We start from the raw sequence: 22,162 nt of genomic DNA, 5'->3' as shown, positions 1-22,162 counted from the left end.
AGCACTGCCTACTACTCACTTCTTCGGGTACGGCTTATGACCCTTCTACTTCGGGTAGCCCGGATTCTGGTCTTTCAGGTTCGGGTTGTTGAGCAGTTCCTGCCTTGGAATGGGTAGCAGCAGGTGCTTTTCCTGGAGGGTCGCGTTAGAATTAAGGTTGACGTGGCCCACGAAATTGTCGAAGCCTTTGGTCTTCTCGTTGAACACTTTCCGCAGCCGGACCATGTCATACCAGGTGATCTGCTCAAAGCACAGTTCCCACCAGCGTTCGCGCCAGACGGCCTCGCGGAAGCTCGCCTGCGAGAACGTACTCAGGGCGGGTGTGGTTAGCTTGGCTCGGTCACGGATGCGCTTGTAGGCATCGTAGGCCGCCTGCGTGGGCGCACCCAACTCGTTTTGGGCTTCGGCAAATAGGAGCAGCACCTCGGCATAGCGAATCTGGGGCACGTTCAGGTTATTGAGGCGCGTACCAGCCACGCCCGACGTACCGTTGGCGATGACGTTGAAGTGCTTGAAAATGTAAGGCTTGCCCAGGTTAAATCTGGCACCGTTGCCATTGGTGAAATAGGTCGTGTAGAACCAGCCCTCCTGATCCTTTGTCCGCAGATCGCCCGCCTCAAACGACTCGTAGAAAGACGACGTCGGCACGGTACTGCCCGTGCCGCCTTGTCCGGCATACGTGACGGCCTGAAAGTTGGGGTACATATTGTCCATCGGGTTAGCGGCTACCGCGGTGTTATACTGAAGCGAAAACAGGTGTTCGATCCGGTTTTCCAGGTTTTCGCGGTGCACCTCCAGGTAGGTTGGAAACAAGTTGATCACGCCGGGGTTGGCGTTGGCGTAGGTGATAATCTCAAACGCCTTGTCAGCAGCCAGTTTGTAGTGACTGGCTCCTTTGCTGAGCGGAAAGCCCGCCATGGTCAGGTATGCCCGCGCCAACTGCGCTTTGATAGCCCCCATGCCCACCCGGCCCGACCCATCGATCCAGGGCAGGTTGGCCGTGGTAGCCAGTTTTTCAGCCTCAACCATATCGGCCACGATCAAATCATAGACCTGTGCCTGTGGCGCACGGGTTGGCTGGAAATCGTCGGAATAGATAGCCTGCGGCTTGGTAATGAGCGGAATATCACCCCAGAGCCGCACGGCGTGCAGGTAGGCCCACGCCCGCAGGAAACGCGCTTCGGCCAGGATTTTGGCTTTCTGCGTGGCTGGCATAGTGATCCCCGGCACCTTGTCGAGCACCAGGTTAGCCTGCGCAATAACCCGGTAGAGGCCATTCCACCAGGCTACTACGTGGCCCGTGTTGCCATCCTGCACCAGCGAATAGAGGTTGTTGAGGTCTGAGTTTTGGGCCGTTTCGGTCGTGGTTGTACCCGTCAGGGCTTCCAGCAACTGCCAGTTCGACGAGAAAATTCCGTTACCGTTGCCTACAAACCGCAAATCGGCATAGACCGACGCAATGGCGGCCTCGGCATGGTCGGGGAGGGTATAGAATTCACTGGCCGTTAGGTTCGAGGGGGCGGTTTCGCTCAGAAAATCAGAGCAGCTCGTGGGGCCCAGCAGCAGGGTAGTTCCCAGCAGCAACGTACTCAGCTTTTTGTGTATGGAAAGTGTCATGGTCATGTCTGGTGTTTAAAGGCCAATTTGCAGGCCTACGAGGTAGGTAGTGGGGCGGGGGTAGCTGTGCCAGAATTGACCCTGCGAGAATGCGCTGCTGCCGTCGCCCTGGTTAGTGGGGGTTATCTCAGGGTCGCCTTGAACGGCTTTATCCACTACCAGGAAAAAGTTCTGCGCCGTGGCATATACCCGGAACCGACTCATCTTCAGCCGGTTGGTTAGCTCGGCGGGGAATGTGTAGCCCAGCAGCAGGTTGCGGCCCCGTACAAACGATCCGTCTTTTACCCAATGGCTATCTACGTTGGTGACGTAGCCTGCCCGCGTTTCCCGAATTTCGGCAATCTGCGACCCCTGATTGGTGGGCGTCCAGGCCCCCAGCACCGTCTTGTAGCTGTTGGCAATCGACTGCCGGTCTTCGCTGGAATGCAGCGACATGTCCAGGATCTGGTTGCCATATGAATACTGCAATTCCAGCGTTAGATCGATGTTTTTGTACCTGACCGTGTTCGTAAATGCCCCCCATGATTTGGGACTGCCGTTGCCAATAATGCTGCGGTCAGCGTCGGTAATGGCCTTGTCGCCGTCTACGTCGAGGTACTTGAGGTCGCCGGGCAGAATTGTCAGGTTATTGCGATAGCTGCGGAACTTGGCGGCCTCTTCTTTCTCGGCTTCGCTCCAGACGCCCAGGCGCGTAAGACCCCAGAACGACCCTACCGGCTCACCAATGCGAATGATGTTGGTCTGGTTAATGAAATTAGGTCCGCCCACCCCAAAAATATCCGACGGTGTGGCCAGCGACAGTACTTTGTTGCGGTTCATCGAAATGTTGAACGAGGAGGTCCAGGTCAGGTTGGGCGTCTGCACGTTGACTGTGTTCAGGGTCAGTTCGATGCCTTTGTTTTCCATTGACCCCACATTGCGGCGAATCGTGGCATACCCGCTCGTCTGCGGCACGGGGGCATCGAGCAGCATGTCGGTGGTTTTGCGGTAATAGTAGTCGGCTTCCAGCCCAATGCGTCCTTTAAACAGGCTCAGCTCGACGCCTACGTCGTTTTGGGCCGTTTTTTCCCAGCGCAGGTCGGGGTTAGCCAAGCGGGCAATACCTGTGCCTGCCACCCGCGCATCGTTGAAAATGGTAGCGTAGGTTGAGCTAATCAGCGGCAGCGAGGTGTAGGGCGGAATCTCCGAGTTACCCGTGAGGCCGTAGCTCGCCCGAACTTTCAGGTTCGAGATCACCTGATTATTTTTCAGAAATGGCTCTTCCGATACACGCCAGGCCACGGCTGCTGAGGGAAAAAAGGCAAACTTGTTATTCTCCCCAAACTTGCTCGACCCGTCGGCCCGGCCCGTTACGGTAAACAGATACTTCTCGTCGAGGCTGTAATTAAAGCGACCAAAATAGGAGTTGAACGCCTCGCGCTGCGCGAACGACCCAATGCCGCCCAATACTGCCGCCGCGCCGAGGTTGTTATACTCGAAATAGTCGGTGGCGAAGGTGCGCACGTTGGCATTGATGCCGAAGATAGTCTGCGCCTGCCACGAAATACCCAACAGGCCCGTGATGGAGTGCCGACCACCAAACTGCCGGTCGTAGTTCAAAAAATTCTCGAACGACCAGAAGCTGTCGCGGCGGTTGCTCACGGCGGCGTTACCCTGCCCACCAATGTCCAGCGTTCTGGTTGTGACCTGGTTATTCTCCTGCGTCAGCACGTTGGTCCCTACGATAGAGCGCAGGTACAGCCCCTTGGCGAAGGTGATGTTGGACGCCAGGCTACCCGTGATGGTCTGGGTATTGAGGATGTACTTCCGGCCCATGAGCCGGTGAACAGAGCTAAACGAGCCTTCAGCCTGCGGATAGTCGCGGTTGTTGGCATAAGTGCCGTCGGGGTAGGTTACGGGCAGAAACGGGAAGTCCTCCACGATCTGCCGGGGCACCGCGTCGTTGATGTCGACCAGGTTTTCTCCCTGGTTGTTGTAGCTCAGCGTACCGCTCAGTTTCAGCCACGGCTTCACCTGGTCGTCAATGGTGAACCGACCCGAATAGCGTTTCAGGTACGATGTTTTCAGTAGTCCCTGGTCGTCGCGGTAACCCACCGAGAGCGAATACTGAGTACGTTCGTTGCCGCCGCTGAAGTTGAGCTGGTGATTTTGCGAGGGCCTGTTTTGGGTGGCTTCTTTGTACCAGTCTGTGTCGTAGAGCGGGTTCAGGTTAGCATCAAATACGTCGGGGTGGAGTGTCCGGAAGGCTTCACGCCGGGTTTTGGGGTTCAGGTTGGCGTACTTGCCACTAGCCCAGCCCGCCGGGTCATACTTGGCAATATTGGCGTAGGCCAGATCCTCCACCGCCAGGTACTCTTTGGCGTTGAGCACCTGAGGCCGGTTTGGGCCAATGGTGGGTATGCTCGCGTCGACGTTGTACGAGATACGGCCTTCACCTGCTTTGCCTTTTTTGGTCGTAATCAGGATCACGCCGTTGGCACCCCGTGCCCCATAGATGGCTGTCGATGAGGCATCTTTCAGCACCTCCACCGATACAATGTCGTTAGGGTTGATGTAGTCGATGGCTGTGGTAAACTGGTTCTGGTTACCCACCGGCAATTGCACACCATCTACTACATAAAGCGGGTTGTTCGACGAGTTGATGGAGCTAAAGCCCCTGATGCGCACCGTAGTGCGCCCACCGGGCCGCCCCGAATTGGTGTTCACCTGTACCCCGGCCATGCGCCCCGCTAAGGCCTGGTTGAGCGACGGTGCGGGCCGTTCCTGAATCTGGTCGGCCTTGATGCTCGACACCGAACCGGTCAGGTCTGACTTGCGGGCGGTACCGTAGCCGATAACGACTACCTCCGTCAGTTGCTTGTTGTCAGTAACCAGCGTCACGTTTACCGTTGTCTGTGTACCTACTTCGATCTCCTGCGCCACGTAGCCCACAAATGAGAAGACGAGCGTGGCCCCGGCATCGGGAATGTCGAGCTTATATTGCCCCTGGGCATCGGTGATGGCCCCGCGCGTGGTGTTTTTTAGTACAATGCTCACGCCCGGCAACCCCTGCCTGTTTTCATCGACAACGCGCCCCGAAATGGTTCGGTCAAGCATCACTGCGCTGGGGTAGGTGGGTGGTGTGACACCGACCGAAGCGTGGGCGTAGGTCAGCCTTATGCAGACCGTGATGAGTAGCATCAGCAACCGGGTGGTCCGTGCCCTGGGCGCTCTGTTCCTCCAACTGGATAACGTAGAATTGTGCATAATTCATGAAGGACTTTTCCAAGTCCGTTTTAAAGAAAAGCTAAGATGAATAGGCATTAATTAGTGATTAAAAGTGCGCAGATCCACCGGATATACTTCTCAGTAAAATCGGAAAAAATGGATTATCGAATAATCGTAACTAACTGATAATGAATTATACTCAAAGCTGATTGAGTATTTATACACTCTATTGTTTTACAGAAAATGTGTCCACAGCCTGCCTGGCTTTAGTGCCGCATTAGTTGGGGCGTTGTAGTGGCCCTGTTATGTAGTATTACTTTCTTGGATAGGGCTTATTGCCCCGCGCCCAGAACCAAAGAATCTGGTTAGTCTTGGCGTCTTCGCCGGTGTCGATACCCTCCTCGGCCTGCTCCATCGACTCGCGGGCGTATTGTCTGGCCTTGCCGCGCAGGGCCGTTAGGGGTTTGTTCATTTCGTTGAGGGGCACTCGGTTGGGCAGGGCCGCATAGGTGGCCAAATTGGGTTGGTCGCCGAAGCAATCGAACATGGGCTGGGCCGTGGCGTCGATCACGTTCATGGGCGGCAGGCCCAAAATCTGCTCAATCGTCCGCAGCATCGACGTCTGGTTGTAGTTGGTTGTGACGGTGCGTTTCAAGCGTGAATAGGGACTGATCACAAAGCCCGTGGTGCGGTAGGCCGAGATATGATCCCAACCCGCCTGCGAGTCGTCTTCGGTGATGAAAATGACCGTATTGGCCCCAAAACGGCTTTTTTGAATCGCTTCCACAATGCGCCCCACGGCCAGGTCATTGTCGGCCACCATAGCGCGGGGTGTGGGAAAGGCCGGACTCAGGCCCGATGTGTGGTCGTTGGGTAGCGACATCACCATCAGGTTGGGCCAGGTGTCACCGGGTTTGGCGGCGGTCTCGTTTAGCTCGCGGATGAAGGCGTCGGCCCGCATTTGGTCGTTGATGATCTCGTCGTCGCAGCCGGGGAAGTTCGGGGCCAGGATGGGCCGTACCCGCGAGATGGTGGTGGTATTGGTGTAGGAAAACGGCTGTCCGGCTTCGCGCAGCTGGTAGAGCTTCTGCCAGTTGTACTGTTTCTTGTCGAAGAGGCAGGTGCAGGCTTCGCCATAAATGCGTACCGATTTACCATGGTCGAGGGCGTTGTTCCAGATCAGGCCATTTTTGTTGTACACCAGCGCATCATACAGCACGTGCGGGTAGGAGCGGAACCAGGCCCGAACGCTCTTTTCGGTGTAGTCTGTCACCATGCCAGCGTCGACCCAATGGTGCCCCTCGGCCGATGATTTCCCGGAGGCGTAGTAGTTATCGAGCAGCAAAAATTCCCGCGCCAGCCGGTGCTGATTGGGCGTGATGCTGTCGCCAAAGACACAGAGCGAGGGCATCCCGCGGCCTTCGGGCATGTCGCCCAGGACCTGGTCATAGGTGCGGTTTTCTTTGATGATGTACACCACATGCTTGAACACCGACGGCTCGCCAATACGCTCTGGTACGGGCCGGGGCCGAATGCCGGGGCGGGGCAGCCGCGCCGCCAGCGCCAGCCGGAATTGCAGGCTCAACTGCCGAACACGTTCGGTGTAGGCAGGCAATTGGGCATCGGTTGGCAGGGGAATCATCGAGACCGTAGCCAGTTGCCGGTGGGCGGTGTAGGCATCCTGACTAATGCGCGGGTTTCGGCCCTGCCCGCCTTGCTCAACGGGCGTCAATGCACGAGCACCGTTGCCTTCTAAATTACAGACGATCAATTGGTTGTCTAGTAAAATTAGCCCCGCCGGGTAGGCCTGCGTAGGTATATAGCCGCGCACCCGATTGGCCGTTTTTGGCCCGGTCAACGACACCACCGCCACGGCATTATCAAGCCCGTTGGCTACGTATAGCGTGGTGCCCGCCGAGTCGAGTGCCAGGGCGTTGGGAGTGCTGCCGACGTATTGTTTGGTGGTGTCGAACAGGCCTACGAAGATGGAGTCTGTCACCTGCCGCGTTTGCGGGTCAATGACCGAAACATAGTCGCTGTTGCCGTTGGCCACGTACAAGGCTTTGCCGTCGGCACTGCCTAAAATCGCGTTTGGATGCAGTCCGACCCTTATTTCGGCCTCTGCCCGCCCTGTTGCCTGATCGATGACCGACACCGTTCCGCGCGACATGGCCCCCGTGCGAGGGTCAATGTAGGCCTGCCCCCAGGGTACGCCCGCCGTTTCGGCCTGACTGGTTGCCCCCGTCGAGTCAACCACAGGCACCGGTCCTGCCCAGTTGGTCACGAACACCCGTCCTGCCGCCAGCGCCACGCCGTAGGGAGCCACACCCACAGAGGCCGTCCAGACGGTTTGGCGGTCTGATAACCGCACTTTGGCAAGTTGGTTGTTGCCGTTCAGGGCTACGTATAAAAAAGCTTCATCGCCTTCCACCTGCACGGCCACGTCGTTGGGCAGGGCCAGCGGCGAAGGAGCCACGGGCGCAAAAGCGATCACGTCGACGGTCTCAATCTTACCCCCCGCCCAGGTGGCCACCACCACGCCCGACTTGCCTTTTTCGCGCTCCGAGGCTCCCCAGATCAGGTACGTTTTCTCCCGAAAAACCACCGCCTCAATGCCTGAAAATGTGCTCATCATGCCTTTTGTAGCGGCATTGTCGCGCAGACTCCAGCGGTAGGTAATCTTCTGCGTGGCCCGGTCCAGCACCGCCACCCCATACCGATCTTCAACTACCACCAGCTGTGTGCCGGGCATGGCCGCTACATCCAGCGCGTGGTTTTCCAGCCTGGAGTCGCCAAAGGTGAGGGCCGCACCGGCTGCGTTGATGAGGCGGTTGTAGGGCATCATCAGGGGCAGGGTATCAGCCAGGGTACGGCTGTCGGCGGCGTGGCGGTAGGGGTTGAGCCGGGCTGAGCGGGGTGTCTTTTTCTGAGCCAGTAGGGGCAACGATAGAACAACTAACAGACTGATTATAAGACTTTTGTTGAGTAGCATTGACAATTCTAGTTAGCGTTCTCCTGTTTGCGTTGGCTTCTGATTTTGATATCCGGCGCGAAGCTAGACACAACGTCACGTAATCACGCTGCCTTGCTTATAAATCGGCCATCTTTGCGCTGTATTAGGTCATTGGTCATTTCGCTGCGCGGTCATTAGCCCGGGGCGCGTAGCGAAATGACCAATGACCACACTAGCCCTTTCATCAATGCTTGTTATCATCGGCCCTACGGCAAGTGGCAAAACGCGCCTCGCGGTACAGCTGGCCCAGCAGCATAACGGCGAGATCATCAGCGCCGACTCGCGGCAGGTGTACCGGGGTATGGACATCGGCACGGGTAAAGATTTGGCCGAGTATGTTGTTGACGGTCAGGTGATTCCGTACCACCTCATCGATATCGTAGACGCGGGCGACGACTATAACGTGTTTCGGTATCAGCAAGATTTTGATCGGGCGTTGCAGGATATTCTGAGTCGGGGCAAAACGCCCATTCTGTGCGGGGGATCGGGTATGTATATCGAAGCGGCTCTCCGTCCCACGGCCATGCTCGCCGTGCCCACCAACGCCGACCTTCGCGCCCGGTTGGAACCATTGACAGACAGCGCGTTGCGGGATTTATTTACCCAAAACCCCTCGCCCTATTCACCCCTCGCCGATACCTCGACGCGCAAACGCCTGATCCGTGCCATCGAGATTGGGCAGTACCTGAATGAACATCCCGATGCACAACCCGCCCCCCGCCCGCCGTTGCCGCCCTACCGCGTCATTGGCCTCGACCCACCCGTGGCTGTTCGTCGTGAGCGCATCAGCCGCCGCCTCCGCGACCGCCTTCAGCATGGCCTGATGGAGGAAGTACAGCGCCTGCTAGGCCAGGGAATTTCGCCCGAAAAGCTGATCTTTTACGGCCTCGAATACAAATTCGTGACTGAATATCTGCAAAGTCAACTCACATATAACGAGGTGGTTACGCAGCTGGAAACCGCCATTCATCAGTTCGCCAAACGCCAGATGACGTTTTTCAGAAAGCTGGAGCGGGAAGGAATGAACGTACAGTGGATTTACGATGTACGACTGACGAATTACGATTTGTTGCTGACGCCAGAGCATGTTTACGCTGGCGTCAGCAACAAATCGTAACTCGTCAGTCGTACATCGTAAATCACTCATACACCCACTCTTTGCCCACCGCATTTGGGCCGAGGTTGAAGCAGCGGCGGCAGCGGGCTTCGTAGGAATCGGTTTCGCCGAGGAGGACGCGCTCCTGCGAGGGCACGAGGCGATAGGAATAGTGGGCCACGTCGCCGCAGACTACGCAGATGGCATGGACTTTGGTCACGAATTCAGCAATGGCCATCAACTGCGGGATGCAGCCGAAGGGTTTACCCGAAAAGTCCATGTCGAGGCCGGCCACGATCACGCGCTTACCACCGTCGGCGAGTTGCTGGCAAACGTCTACGATGGCACTGTCGAAAAACTGGGCTTCGTCGATACCAACTACTTCACAGTCAGTCACTAGTGACAGGATTTCAGCGGCGGTGGCAACGGGCGTTGAGGGAATTACCGAGGCGTTGTGCGAGACAATGTCGTTGACGTCGTAGCGGGTATCGAGGCTGGGTTTCACAATGCCCACGTTGAGTTTGGCAATGCGGGCGCGGTTGAGCCGCCGAATCAGTTCTTCTGTTTTCCCCGAAAACATAGAACCACAAATGAGTTCAATCCATCCGGTTCGGAGGTGGGGTGGTTCGCGGCGGCGGGCAGGTTCGATAAACAAGAAAGTAGGGATTTACGAGGTACGATTTACGAATTACGATTTGTTGCTGACCGGTCCGCCGTGGTCGGAATGCCATTTGTGGCCCGGCCGCACCACCAGCATTCCGGTGCGGCTAGAGTACGCTTGCGACAGCCACAAATCGTAACCGCGGCGGACCGCTCGTGAATCCTTAAAATCGCCTTTGGCTTAAATTTAAGGGCGTAAATCTACGACGTTGGCTGAAATCAATATCTTTACAGGCAAAGACTTTTACCAATGTCGAACAAGTTCAATTCCAACGCCCTCAACGAATACAGCAAGTCATACGCCCGGCGCGTCGCGGCTGATTTTTACCATGCTCACCCCACCATTTCGGGTAAACAAATTCTGAACCTGACGCCTATTCAACAGGTTAACTTATTCGTTGTCAGCAGTTTATTCGACAAGTGGAAAGGTGAAGTGGAGCGGTTTCGCAGCCCCTACTTCGACTTTAGCAACCCCGAAGTAGAAGAAGGTTTGCGGGCGTTTATGAATGTGGTATCGCAGCATATTGCCGTGCGCCGCGAACACCTCGAACCCCTCCTGGCCGATGCCAGCCGCCGCACCCTGGTGGCCCTCTTCGACCCCCGCTACTACTACGACGACCTGCTCCGCAACCAACCCGATTTCACCCTCACCGCCGACAGCCTCAAGCACATTACGCGCTACACGCAGGTGAACAAATTTGTGCCGCTGGCCCTGGAACAGAAGATGAACGGTCGCCCGTTTGTGTATGTCAATCAGGCACTTGGCTACCTCGACGAGATCCTGAGCGGGCGGGCGCAGGAGTTGGAACGACCCGACAAATACGTGGCTATGTTCTCGGAAAAAGTGGCCGTCGACCTGGCCAGTTTGCTGCGCGGCCAAACGCTGGACAACTACCAGTCGACGGCGGCGAAGTCGTTTTTCGATCTGGACGAAGACCCACCCAAACCCCCACTGTTGGCCGCCCGCCCCGTAGCTGAGGCTCCCGCGCCTGCCGCCCCTACGCCACCACCCGCCCCAGCCCTGCCCATGCCCGTGCCCCAGCCCGTAGATGAAGAGCAGCCATCGGGCATTTCCTTCGCCGATGCCGACCCCGAAGCGTCGAGCAGTGCGGTGACGGGACCTAACAACGTGCCCAACATTGTGAGCGCCGAGTCTAGTGCACCGTCGCTGTCGGTATCAGCGGGATCATCGGCCCTGCTGCCCGAAACGGAAACGGTGGCTACGCTGAATGATACGCTCCAGAAAGTGAGCACGGGCAGTTTGTCGCGCAGTATTTCGCTCAACCAGAAGTTCCGGTTCATCAACCAGCTCTTCAACGGCAACGTCGACGCCTACAACGAGGCCCTCGCCGAGCTCGACCAAATGACCAGCTACGGGCAGGCCCTCGACCTGATCTCATACCGCTACGCCAACCAGTTTATGTGGAACATGGACAGCGACGAGGTAAGCGAACTGGTAGAAATTCTGAAGCGTCGGTTTTAACGAAAAAATAGATGTTGCGCCAATACAAACTGCGGGAGATAAACAATACAACATGCGTGTGGCGTATTTTGTATTGTTTGCCGACAGGATTACATAGAAGCAGCTTACTAATCGTCTGACAAACAGTATATTGTGTGTTTTTGACAGTAGCCTATTTTGTTATGCGCTACTTTTAGGACCTGTACCAAAAAGCGCGTTTATTTACGAGTTGTGTGCTATTTTTGACGACCAAAAAACACCGAAAATTTGACGACAAAGTGGACGCAGACCATATTTTTATATTCACAGACGACAACGGCAAAACGGCGGACCAACTTGTTGAATTTGGACTGACAGAAGGTAGTAATCGTGTTCACGTTGGACAAGGAACAACAAACAGGAAATTCTATTTTGACAACTTTTTCTTAGAAATACTTTGGGTTCATGACACAAACGAAATTGAAAGCGAAAAAATCAAACCCATAGGGCTTTGGCAGAGAGCAGAATTCAAAATAAATAATTTTTCGCCTTTTGGACTTTGCATAATAAATACCAGCGAGACAGACGAACTTTTTGAAAATGCGTTTAAATATCAGCCTGACTATTTTCCACAAGGACAGACTATTGATATTTTGAAGAATGAAAACCAGTCAAGTTTGCCTTGGACATTTAGGTTACCTATTAAAGGGCAAAAGAAAAATAATAATGAACCAACGAAGCATAAAAACGGGATTGGCTTACTGACTAAAACGACCTTTGAACATCAAGAGAGCATTAAGGCAAAATTTATCAACTTTTTTGAACGAGAACAAAATATTGAATTTATAAAGTCGGACAGGACTTGGTTGAACTTAACATTTGACAACGGAAAGCAAGGACTGGCGACAGAATTTTTAACACTTAAATTGACAATTCATTACTAACGACGAAGAAAAAACAGCACCCAACATAGTATTGTGGCAAGTGGGAACTTACGGAAGTTATTGAACAGTAGGAATTTTATTGTACTTTTGTTTTCGGCGGCCGGAAACCTATTGAACATTTGTAAGTGACTCAGCATAAGTAATTTATATCGGCAGACGTTCGGGCAGACGAGTTTCAAGTCCCCTACCTGACCACAAGCTCTGTTCGTTGTGTGTTATGCGGTAGTGTAACGTCAAACCAGCAAAATTTTGTAATTTTCAGGCTTAAAAACATTTTGGCTATGCGTACAATCAGCATTGATATTTCAGACCTTGAATACCAAAAGTTTGGGCTTAAAGCCGATAGGCTTTCTTTCTCGGATTTTTTGGATATGGTAAGCCGTGAACTTAGCCGCCAGAATTTAGCCAAGGCGGTAGAACTTGCTGAACGCTACGGACTGTCTAACATGACAATGGATGAAATTTCCCAGGAGATAAAAGCCGTAAGAAATAAAAATGCGGCTCATTCTTGATACTAACGTGCTTGTTTCAGCAACTATTCAGAGAAGTTATCCCTACTTTATTGTAGACCGTGTTTTAACTGACCCTGAGCTTGTGATTTGCATTTCTGAACAACTCTTCGCTGAGTATGTAGACGTGCTTAACCGTGAGAAGTTTGCAAAATTCATGGACTTTCATTCAAGAGCACAAACCCTGTTGAGCGATATTGAGACTTACGGCGTAAAGTTTACACCAACCACAAAGGTTGATATTATAAAGGACGAGCCTGACAACCGACTTTTGGAACTTGCTGAAACCTGCGGTGCGGATTATCTTATCACAGGCAACACAAATGATTTTACGATAGCTGAATATAAAGGGACAAAAATTGTGTCGCCGAAAGAATTTTTTGAGATTGTAAACCTTAAATTATAAAACGAGATCCCGACCATCACCCTAACAGATCTTCCAACGCCTTGCGCAAGTCGGGGAATTTGTATTGGAACGTGGTTTCTTCGGTGAGGCGGCGGTTGAGGACGAAGCTGCCGCCCAGGACCGTAATAGCCAGTTCGCCGAACATCAGCTTGATCACAAACGCCGGTATGTTGGGCAGGATCATGGGGCGGTTCAATACCTTGGCAATCAGGTGAGTCAGATCGGCGTTGGTGACGGGGTTGGGGGCTACGCCGTTGTAAACACCACTCCAGACGGGGTTGCGCAGGGCCTGGATATAGAGGCCGCAGATGTCGTCGATATGAATCCAGGAAATGTACTGCTGCCCCGTGCCGATGGGTGCGCCCGCTCCCAGCCGCACGGGTTGCGCCAGCTTGGGCAATGCCCCGCCTTCCATGGTCAGCACCACGCCCGTACGGATGCGCACCGTGCGGATTTTCATGGCTTCAATCGGCTCCACAGACCGCTCCCAGGCCCGCGTCACTTTGGCCAGGAAATCGGTACCTGCCGCGCTATGTTCCGACAGGGGCCGGTCGCCAGTGTCGCCGCCGTAATAGCCAATGGCTGAGGAGCTTACAAAGCTTTTGACATGGTGTTTGGTGGTGCGCAGAGCTTCGGCCAGCAGTTCGGTCGAGCGGGTGCGGCTGTCCATGATCTCGCGTTTGCGGGCGTCGGTCCAGCGTTCGTCGGCAATGCCCGCCCCGGCCAGGTGCACAATATGGTCGGCGGTTTCAATGGCGCGGGGGTCCAACTCGTCTGCGTCTACGTTCCAGGCGTAGGTAGTCACGCCCGGCTGTGGTTTGGGTGAACGACTCAGCAGGCTAACGGCATAACCCTGTTCCTGAAGTAGTTGCGTAAGGCGGCGGCCAATCGTGCCAGTGCCCCCGGTGATGAGTACGGTTTCCATGTAGATAAGGATAATGTACAATGAACAATGTACAATGAATAATGGGCTTCGCTGCTAGCACATTTTGAGCGCAAAGCTGACGGGTGTATGACTCCATTGTACATTGTACATTATTCATTGTACATTATTCAGCCCCACGTCTTCGGAATGCCCAGCTGTTTGGCGAAGTGAGCTATGGCGCCGGTGTGCGCGTGTTGGAGGAGGCGGTTCGTGCTTTCCTCAAATTCCATGAAATAGTCAGGGTCCAGCTTGTTGAGCTTTTTCAGCAGCATGTCGGTGCGTTTGGCTACGTACTGCGCGCATTTTTCGGTGCGGCCGTTCAGTGTTTTCAGCAGGCCAATGTGGTTGTTGAGAAACGCCGTGAGCATGTGGAGCGTCAGGTCTACTTCGCCGTAGGCGTCTTTGGTCACCTTCACGTGGCGCGTGATGTAGCCGCTCACGGTGCGCATATCCATCATGAGCCAGCCCGCCGTGTCGGGGTCGAGTTTGGCGGTGCGGTTGGTCAGATCGCGAATCAGCTGACGGCGGTGGTCGAGGGTTGATTTCTCTTCAACCAATTCATAATCAAGGCGTTCGGTCAGGATGGGATCTTTGGTGATAAGCCGCAGCAGGAGCTTGTCTTTCTCCTTTTCGGGCATCTCGACAACGGCGCGTTTCAGGTCGGCAGATAGGGCGGGCATGGGTACAGTAGGGGGTTAGTAGATAACCGGGCAAAGATACAGGCTCGTTTCAGACGGTGGGTAGTGCGGCCAATGGCCTGATGGCCAGCGAAGAGCGGCGTTTAATTTCTTTTTAATAACCCACATCCGTCCAGCCATTATTACCGTATAGTCTCCTGTGCCCGCCCAGGGGGGCTTTTGTCTCAACCAAAAAAGACTATGATTATGCGCTACTTAAAACCATTCCGTTTGTTGGCTGCTGGCGCTTTGCTGACGCTCAACGCCTGCCAGGACCACCGCATGGTGCCCGACCCACAAACCCTGCCCGACGCCACCGTTTACGCCATCAACGACGCCAACCAGCTCATCCGGCTGTCGATTCGTAACACCTCGGCTCCCCAGGCAACAATGGGTATTACCGGCCTTCAGGCGGGTGAACAGGTGCTGTCGATAGATTTTCGGCCCGCCACGGGGCAGCTCTACGGCGTAACTAACCAAAGCCGCCTTGTGGTGCTCAACACTGCCACCGGTGCGGCCCGCGCCATCGGCACTGCTCCGTTTACGCCCGCTATTTCGGGGGCCGTTGTCGGCATCGATTTCAACCCCACTGTTGATAGGCTTCGGCTGGTAACAAACACCGGACAGGACTTGCGTCTCAACCCCGAAACGGGCACCGTAGCCGCCACCGATGGCAACATCAACGGCGTGGCCGGGGCCATGATTTCGGAAGTGGCCTATACCAATAACCAGGCGGGCGCAGCCACTACCACCCTCTACGACATTGACCCCGCCACCGACCGGCTATACATCCAGAACCCACCCAACAACGGCACACTCACCGACGTAGGTCCGCTGGGCCTCGACATTACGGGTGCCGCCGGCTTCGACATTGCGCCCAACGGTACGGGCCTGGTAGCCGTTATTTTTGGTGGCAAACCAGAGCTTCAGCAGATCAACCTCACCACGGGTCGGTTGCAGAAACTAGGCGATCTGTCTAGCACCATTATCGGCCTGGCTATCCCCACCGACCCCGTTGCGTATGCGGTAGATGCCACGCCTAATCTGTTGGTTTTCAATCCCATGAGTCCCACGCCTATCTCGAAAGCCATCACGGGTTTGCAGGCGGGCGAAACGATTTATGGCCTTGATTTCCGCCCCGTAAACGGGCAATTGTATGCGCTGGGCAGCACCAGCCGACTCTATACCATCAACACCGCCACGGGTGCCGCTGCGGTGGTTGGCTCAGCATTTGCCACCTCACTGACCGGTACTGACTTTGGTTTCGACTTCAACCCCACCGTCGACCGGATTCGGGTAGTGAGCAATACCGGGCAGAACCTGCGGTTGAACCCCAACGACGGCACCGTTGCCGCCGTAGATGGTGCATTGAACCCCGGTACACCCAGCGTGACAGGTTCGGCCTATACCAACAACTTCGCCGGAGCCACCACTACAACGCTGTATAATATTGACAATCAGGGCGCTATGGCGATGCTGACACAACAGAATCCACCCAATAATGGCACTCAGGTGCCGGTAGGGTCATTGGGCGTAACGGCTGAAGCGGCCAACGGATTCGACATTGGCGGCACAACGGGCATAGCCTATGCGCTGCTGCGCGTGGGCGGCACTACGCGCGTGTATAGCATCAACCTCACTAGCGGTGCTGCCACAGCCGGTGCCTCGCTGCCAGGTAACCCTGTTGTGCGCGGCTTTGCGCTGGGCCTGGGATTCTAGATGGACGTTGGATATCGGACGCTGGACGCTGGACGTTGGACATTGGACATTGGATGCTGGATACTAGCATCTAACGTCCAATGTCCAGCGTCCCCTGTCTAGCGTCTATAAAAATAGTTGGCCGCCTGGCGAAATAATTGGCCCTTTTTGCGTTCATTGGTAAGTCTGTTCTTATACCATTGCTATGCTGACTCCCTCTGAACAAACGCGTTATCAAAAGCACCTGAAGCTACCCGAATGGGGCGTGGATGGGCAGCTTATTGTCAAAAATGCCAGCGTCCTGGTGGTGGGTGCCGGGGGGCTGGGCTGTCCGGTGCTGCTGTACCTGACGGCGGCGGGCGTGGGGCGCATTGGCGTAGTAGACCCCGACGTGGTGGACCTCAGCAACCTGCAACGGCAAGTGCTCTACACTACCGGCGACGTGGGGCAACCCAAAGCCAAAGTGGCCGTAGGGCATCTGCAACGCATTAACCCCGAACTTCGCTTCGATGCTCACGTGCAGGCGCTCGATGCGGGCAATGCCCGTGCGCTCATCAACGCCTACGACGTGGTGGTTGATTGCACCGACAATTTCGGCGTACGCTACCTTATTAATGACCACTGCGTCACGCTTGATAAACCGTTTGTCTACGGGGCTATTCACCGCTACGAAGGTCAGGTGGCTATTTTCAACGCCCTGCTACCCACCGGCGACCGGGGACCCACCTACCGCTGCGTGTTTCCCGAAGAGCCAAGCCAGATGGAGATCCCAAACTGCGCCGAAACGGGCGTTCTGGGTGTGCTGCCCGGCGTTATTGGCACCTACCAGGCTACCGAAGTGCTGAAACTGCTTACCGGCATTGGCGAATCACTGACCGACAAACTGCTAGTTACCGACCTGCTTACTCACAGCAGCCGCACTATCCGCCTGCGCCGACGCGCCGACGCGCTGGAACTGGCTACGGCTGGTTTGGCCAGACGAACCCTGCCCGCTAAATCGGCTACGGAAGCGCCCAAGCTGATTAATGCCAGGGAACTGGCCGACCGACTGGCGCAGGGAGAAGCTATTTTCCTGCTCGACGTGCGGGAGCGCGAAGAGTATGACGTGTGTCATCTGGAGGGGGCTGTGCTCATTCCAGTGGGGCTTATTGCGGCCAATTCGTCAAACAGGAAGCGTATTCCAACCGACAGGCCCGTGGTGGTGTATTGTCATCACGGCATTCGGAGTGCCAACGTAGCCAATTACCTCTATACGCAGGGTGGCTATACAAATCTTTACAACCTGGAGGGGGGTATTCATGCCTGGGCGCAGCAGATTGAACCCGAAATGGCTACCTACTAGTTAGAAACCCCACTGCTGTCACCAAAATGCAACGAGGCGCATAACCAGTCTGGTCATGCGCCTCGTTGCCTATCTATTGACTAGACAAGTCGTTACTGAATATACGTAAATTACTAGCGAGTGGCTTACCAGCCGGCCTTCGCTTCGGGCTGAACAGGTGCGTTGGTTGCTTTGTAGCTAATGTCTGTTCCCATCTGCTCGATAACTCGTTCGGCCATCAGAACAGCGCCACGCAATGCACCGAAAACCATGCACAGGGGCAAAATAACGGGCAGAAACAGTACCCATTGCAGAATCATATAGAACCGAATCGTTTTCATCTCTCAGTCAGTTTTATGGGTCAGACACCTGGATAAGCAGGAGTTAATAGTCCCGTTACAAATGTCATGCCAACTATGTTACGGTTAGTTGTCTTAATGTGATCAAAGTTAATCTTGACTTAATACTAAAACAACAGCCGCCTGCTCAATAATCTGACTTTCGCTAAATTTTAATTGGAGAAATACTCAATAATCGTATAATAGGGTGATTCTAGTCCACACGGTTCAATCTTCGCTTGAACGGACCAAAAGGTAGGGGACCAACACCTACTTTTGTATTAACTATGCAGTACGTTCGTCGCCAACGCTCTATCATTGCCCGCCTACTGCTGATAGTTCAGCTGTTTATGCTGACCAATGCCGTTGTCTTCAGGCATGCACACCGGTTGCCAAATGGAACGTTAGTTGTACATGCACACCCCTTTCTGCCTAAAGCACCAGGGCCAATTCAACCACTCGACCATAGTAGGCAAGAACTGGTTTGGCTTGATGCCGTTGCCCACACACCCGCTCTTTTTCAGGAAGTAACTGCAGTCAAGTTTATACCGAACGTAATTTTTAGCTGGCCCGCCAAACAGGTGACAAAACTGTTGTTGGGTAAATATATACACACGTTTGTTTATTTTTCACGCAGGGGTCCCCCAGAATATAATCTATTGAATGTCAATAGATCAATTTAATTAAAGGGAATCCATTTATGAAACAGTTCTGCGTAGTGATAGCCTGCTATGGGCTATCTGTACTTACGTGCGTTGCTCAACACAATCTATCGGGTCGCGTTACCCACGGCGAATCGGGCGAGGCCGTCATTGGTGCCGCTATCTACCTGCCCGATCTACGGTTGGGAGCTACTACCCTCACCGACGGCACCTACCGCCTCACCAACCTACCTGCGGGTACGTTCACGGTACAGGTAAGCTACATTTCCCATAAAACGCTGGTGCGCACGGTTACCGTTGCCGAAGCCACCACCCAGGATTTTGTGATGGAAAACGCCGCCCAGATGCTTGAAGAGGTCATCGTGTCGGGGGCATCGACCAAGACCATTATTCGCGACAGTCCGGTGCCCATTGCGGCTATGTCGCAGTTGCGGCTGATGCAGCAAAGCTCCACCAACCTCATCGACGCCGTGGCCAAAATGCCGGGCATGTCGCAGGTGACTACGGGGGCGGGGCTGAGCAAGCCCATCATTCGGGGGTTGGGGTTCAACCGGGTCATCACCATGCACGACGGCATCAGGCAGGAAGACAACCAATGGGGCGAAGAACACAGCATTCAACTGGATGAATATTCGGTAGACCGCTACGAGATTATCCGGGGGGCGGGCAGCCTCATCTATGGCTCCGACGGCCTGGGTGGGGTGGTTACGGCCCTGTCGCCGCGCCCGGTAGAAGAAGGCAAGGTGCGCGGGCGGGTACTGACCAACTACCAGAGCAACCACAACCTGCTGGGGCTGTCAGTACAGGCGGCGGGCAACCAAAACGGGTTTGTCTGGCTGGCCACAGCCTCGACCAAATCGACCAATAACTACAGAAACCAGGCCGATGGGCGTGTTTTTTCCTCTAACTACGCCGACCTGTTCGATATCAGTGGGTATATCGGGCTGAACAAACGGTGGGGTTATTCGCGGCTGTATTTTTTGCGCACAGAGCAGCGGTTCAACATCATCAACGGCACCCGCGATGCGCGTACGGGCCGCTTCACCACCCAGACCCTCCTGCCCGACGGCTCGGCCAATGACCGCCCCGTTACAGACGATGAACTGACGAGCCGGGTCTTTCTGCCTTATAACTCGCAGCACCTGATCAACGGTAAGCTGTCGCTCAACAACCTGTTGCAGTTCAAAAACGGCGGGTCGCTCACCCTAAACCTGAGCTACGCCCGCAACAACCGCGACGAATTTGCCGACGTGGCCCGGCCGTTTCAGGCGCAACTGGGTTTGCTGCTCCACACCAACTACTACGATGTGCGCTACAACCTGCCCGTGCGCCGCAACTGGGAGATCACCATGGGTAGCAACGGTATGTTACAATCGCTTGACAATCAGGGATATCAGGCGTTGTATCCCAACTATTCGCTGTTTGATAATGGCGTGTTTGGGTTTGCTAAAAAGGTCATTGGCCCGTTGAAAATCAGCGGCGGGCTACGCTACGATATTCGGCTGCTAGGCATCAACAAACTCTACATCGACGGCGACGGTGCGTTTCAGGTACGTCCGCAGGGGCCTGGTTCTGAGCGGTTTGCGGGCGTAGACAAAACTTATCGCAACGTGTCGGCCAGCCTGGGTGCGGTCTATTCGCTCACCGACAAGCTGAATGTCCGGGCCAACCTGTCGCGGGGTTTCCGGGCGCCCACCGTGCCCGAACTATCGTCGAACGGGGTTCATGCGGGCACGTTTCGGTATGAGATCGGCAAGGTCGATGCCGTGCCGGAGGTGGCCTACCAAGGTGATGTGGGCCTGACCTACGAAAGCCGCGACTGGTATATCGACGCCAGTTTGTTTCAGAATAGCATTGAGCAGTACATCTATTCAGAGCGGGTGCTGAACCGGGCGGGTACCGATTCGCTCTATCAGGGCAGCATACCCGTGTTTCGTTACGCCCAGGGCGATGCCCGGTTGCAGGGGATGGAAGGCACCGTGACCTACAACCCGGCAGCGGCGCGGTGGTTTTCGCTGACGCAGACCTACTCGGCGGTGTTTGGCCGCAACCTCTCGGCCACCACCGACGATGCTCAGTTTCTGCCCTTCATGCCCGCCCCGCGCTGGGTAACGCAACTGCGCCTCAGCCGCGACCGCTGGGGCAACCGCTTCCGCAACCTCTATGCCACGCTGGATGTGGAAATCACCCAACAGCAAGACCGTTTTCTGGCGGCCTCGAACACCGAAACGGCTACACCTGGCTATACGCTGGTGCACCTCGGCGCAGGCGGCGACATCACCAACAACGCCAAACGGACTGTGTTTTCGGTCTACGTGTCGGCCACCAACCTCTTCGACGTGATTTACCAGGCCCACCAAAGCCGCCTCAAATACCTCGATGCCAACAACGCCACGGGCCGCGTGGGCGTGTTCAACATGGGTCGCAACATAAGCCTGAAAGTGGTGGTGCCGTTCTGAGTATCAACTTTTGAGAATCGGGCGGTGTTGAGTAGATTACAATGTATTTAACCAGTGATTGCCATGACTGTAGTTAGCAAAGAGATGGTCAAAGAAGCTCTAAAGGAGCTTATGCAGGAAGAACCAGACTTTTTTCGCACGCTGTTGAACGAGGTCGCTTCGGAAGGCGAAAACGAGGCGACGCAGGCAACTGATCATGAGGCATTAGTGGTTGTTAGTGCTCACGCTCATCTGATAAATAAGACAGAAGGGTTAACGAAAAGGCAGAAATTAGAGCGAATCGTTGCTGAAGATTTCGCTGAGTATGATGCCGTGTTCAGGAAGTTGGCATGATCTATTTAGAAAAAGAAGACATTGCCTTCATTAATCAGCGTACAGTAGCAGCGCATGGCGGCAACTTCATGCCGCCCCACAATTTCCTTCACGAAGAAAACCTTGACTTCCTAGTTGAAGCCGTTCAGGCACATTTGTTTGGTGAACCCATGTACCCAACCCTGGCCGACAGGGCAGCGGTGTACTGTTTCAACATCATCGGTAATCATATCTTCTCGGACGGAAATAAACGTACTGGTCTAGAAGCTGCACTCGCCTTTCTAAAGCTAAATGGCAGGCGACTGAATCGTGCACTGCCGCAGGATGATCTCTACGATTTCATTATCAAAGTAGCCTCCGGCGAATCAAGCCTGGATGAGTGCCGGGCTTGGTTTGCGGCGCATACCGTGGCTTTATAGCAAAACCCTGCCGAACGTTACCAAATAGCTCCTTGTTTTGTGGGGCACAGGGCAGGCCCTACTTTTGCCATCATCAACTGAACACCATGTTGCTTACCTTAATGAAATCGAAGTTGCACCGCGTGAAAGTCACGCAGGCCGAACTCAACTACGTAGGCAGCGTCACCATCGACGAAGATCTGATGGACGCCGCCGGGTTGCTGGAAAACGAGCAGGTGCACATTGTGAATAACAACAACGGCGAACGCCTCATCACCTACGTCATCACCGGCGAACGGGGCACGGGCATCATCTGCCTCAACGGGGCCGCCGCCCGCCGTGCTCAACCCGGCGATGTGATCATCATCATTGCGTATTGCCAGCTCACGCCCGACGAAGCCAAAGTTCACAAACCCCTCGTGGTCTTCCCCGACGACAACAATCGGCTCGTGACGGGTGGGCAAGCCGCAAGGGGGTAA

At 54.9% G+C, this 22,162-nt stretch carries 19 protein-coding genes; 12 read left to right on the top strand and 7 right to left on the bottom strand.

All coding sequences use genetic code 11. The annotated features are described in order from the left end of the window. Positions 1-45: 45 nt before the first annotated feature. From J2I48_RS15580 to J2I48_RS15570, 3 genes are all read right to left on the bottom strand, one after another. Complete coding sequence (locus J2I48_RS15580; RefSeq protein ID WP_207336393.1) at positions 46-1,617, bottom strand: RagB/SusD family nutrient uptake outer membrane protein; 1,572 nt, start codon at positions 1,615-1,617, stop codon at positions 46-48. Positions 1,618-1,632: 15 nt separating this feature from the next. Continuing rightward, complete coding sequence (locus J2I48_RS15575) at positions 1,633-4,797, bottom strand: SusC/RagA family TonB-linked outer membrane protein (protein ID WP_207336392.1); 3,165 nt, start codon at positions 4,795-4,797, stop codon at positions 1,633-1,635. A gap of 340 nt (positions 4,798-5,137) precedes the next feature. Then, positions 5,138-7,816 (bottom strand): bifunctional YncE family protein/alkaline phosphatase family protein, encoded by a 2,679-nt coding sequence (locus tag J2I48_RS15570; RefSeq protein ID WP_207336391.1) that lies wholly within the window; start codon positions 7,814-7,816, stop codon positions 5,138-5,140. A 208-nt stretch (positions 7,817-8,024) separates the two neighbouring features. Here J2I48_RS15570 and miaA point away from each other — a divergent pair, with 208 nt between their 5' ends. Then, a complete protein-coding gene (gene miaA, locus J2I48_RS15565; RefSeq protein WP_207336390.1) occupies positions 8,025-8,954 on the top strand; it encodes a tRNA (adenosine(37)-N6)-dimethylallyltransferase MiaA in 930 nt (309 codons plus the stop codon). Positions 8,955-8,976: 22 nt separating this feature from the next. Here miaA and J2I48_RS15560 read toward each other — a convergent pair whose 3' ends face one another. Then, positions 8,977-9,588, bottom strand: a complete 612-nt coding sequence (locus tag J2I48_RS15560) for a thymidine kinase (protein ID WP_207336389.1) — start codon at positions 9,586-9,588, stop codon at positions 8,977-8,979. Between the two features lie 255 nt (positions 9,589-9,843). Here J2I48_RS15560 and J2I48_RS15555 point away from each other — a divergent pair, with 255 nt between their 5' ends. From J2I48_RS15555 to J2I48_RS15540, 4 genes are all read left to right on the top strand, one after another. Next, on the top strand, positions 9,844-11,076 hold the full coding sequence (locus J2I48_RS15555; RefSeq protein WP_207336388.1) for a DUF8457 domain-containing protein: 1,233 nt from the start codon (positions 9,844-9,846) through the stop codon (positions 11,074-11,076). Between the two features lie 257 nt (positions 11,077-11,333). Continuing rightward, entirely contained in the window at positions 11,334-11,978 is a 645-nt protein-coding gene (locus tag J2I48_RS15550) for a VOC family protein (RefSeq protein WP_207336387.1), read from the top strand. Between the two features lie 281 nt (positions 11,979-12,259). Beyond that, complete coding sequence (locus tag J2I48_RS15545) at positions 12,260-12,490, top strand: hypothetical protein (RefSeq protein ID WP_207336386.1); 231 nt, start codon at positions 12,260-12,262, stop codon at positions 12,488-12,490. Beyond that, the gene (locus tag J2I48_RS15540) at positions 12,474-12,893 is read left to right on the top strand and encodes a putative toxin-antitoxin system toxin component, PIN family (protein WP_207336385.1); all 420 of its coding nucleotides are present in this window, start codon (positions 12,474-12,476) and stop codon (positions 12,891-12,893) included. Before J2I48_RS15545 ends, J2I48_RS15540 begins: the two co-directional genes overlap by 17 nt. Before the next feature lie 16 nt (positions 12,894-12,909). Here J2I48_RS15540 and J2I48_RS15535 read toward each other — a convergent pair whose 3' ends face one another. After that, a complete protein-coding gene (locus J2I48_RS15535) occupies positions 12,910-13,818 on the bottom strand; it encodes a TIGR01777 family oxidoreductase (RefSeq protein WP_207336384.1) in 909 nt (302 codons plus the stop codon). A 128-nt stretch (positions 13,819-13,946) separates the two neighbouring features. Next, complete coding sequence (locus J2I48_RS15530) at positions 13,947-14,498, bottom strand: hypothetical protein (RefSeq protein ID WP_207336383.1); 552 nt, start codon at positions 14,496-14,498, stop codon at positions 13,947-13,949. Between the two features lie 198 nt (positions 14,499-14,696). Between J2I48_RS15530 and J2I48_RS15525 the strand changes: the two genes are divergently transcribed. Continuing rightward, the gene (locus tag J2I48_RS15525; RefSeq protein ID WP_207336382.1) at positions 14,697-16,214 is read left to right on the top strand and encodes a DUF4394 domain-containing protein; all 1,518 of its coding nucleotides are present in this window, start codon (positions 14,697-14,699) and stop codon (positions 16,212-16,214) included. 184 nt (positions 16,215-16,398) lie between these two features. Continuing rightward, entirely contained in the window at positions 16,399-17,535 is a 1,137-nt protein-coding gene (gene moeB / locus J2I48_RS15520) for a molybdopterin-synthase adenylyltransferase MoeB (RefSeq protein ID WP_207336381.1), read from the top strand. Between the two features lie 125 nt (positions 17,536-17,660). Here moeB and J2I48_RS15515 read toward each other — a convergent pair whose 3' ends face one another. Then, on the bottom strand, positions 17,661-17,855 hold the full coding sequence (locus tag J2I48_RS15515) for a hypothetical protein (protein WP_207336476.1): 195 nt from the start codon (positions 17,853-17,855) through the stop codon (positions 17,661-17,663). A 284-nt stretch (positions 17,856-18,139) separates the two neighbouring features. Between J2I48_RS15515 and J2I48_RS28750 the strand changes: the two genes are divergently transcribed. The 5 genes from J2I48_RS28750 (at position 18,140) to panD (ending at position 22,162) form a co-directional block, all read left to right on the top strand. Beyond that, complete coding sequence (locus J2I48_RS28750; RefSeq protein ID WP_510186081.1) at positions 18,140-18,535, top strand: DUF8478 family putative metalloprotein; 396 nt, start codon at positions 18,140-18,142, stop codon at positions 18,533-18,535. Between the two features lie 17 nt (positions 18,536-18,552). Beyond that, complete coding sequence (locus tag J2I48_RS15510) at positions 18,553-20,973, top strand: TonB-dependent receptor (RefSeq protein ID WP_207336380.1); 2,421 nt, start codon at positions 18,553-18,555, stop codon at positions 20,971-20,973. Between the two features lie 63 nt (positions 20,974-21,036). Then, a complete protein-coding gene (locus tag J2I48_RS15505; protein WP_207336379.1) occupies positions 21,037-21,306 on the top strand; it encodes a hypothetical protein in 270 nt (89 codons plus the stop codon). Further along, complete coding sequence (locus J2I48_RS15500; protein ID WP_207336378.1) at positions 21,303-21,704, top strand: type II toxin-antitoxin system death-on-curing family toxin; 402 nt, start codon at positions 21,303-21,305, stop codon at positions 21,702-21,704. Before J2I48_RS15505 ends, J2I48_RS15500 begins: the two co-directional genes overlap by 4 nt. 86 nt (positions 21,705-21,790) lie before the next feature. Beyond that, positions 21,791-22,162 carry an aspartate 1-decarboxylase gene (gene panD, locus J2I48_RS15495; protein ID WP_207336377.1) on the top strand — a complete coding sequence of 124 codons (372 nt, stop codon included), beginning with the start codon at positions 21,791-21,793 and terminating at the stop codon, positions 22,160-22,162.

Source organism: Fibrella aquatilis (genome assembly GCF_017353255.1).
Classification (GTDB): Bacteria; Bacteroidota; Bacteroidia; order Cytophagales; family Spirosomataceae; genus Fibrella; species Fibrella aquatilis.
This window is presented reverse-complemented; position numbering and strand designations above follow the sequence as displayed.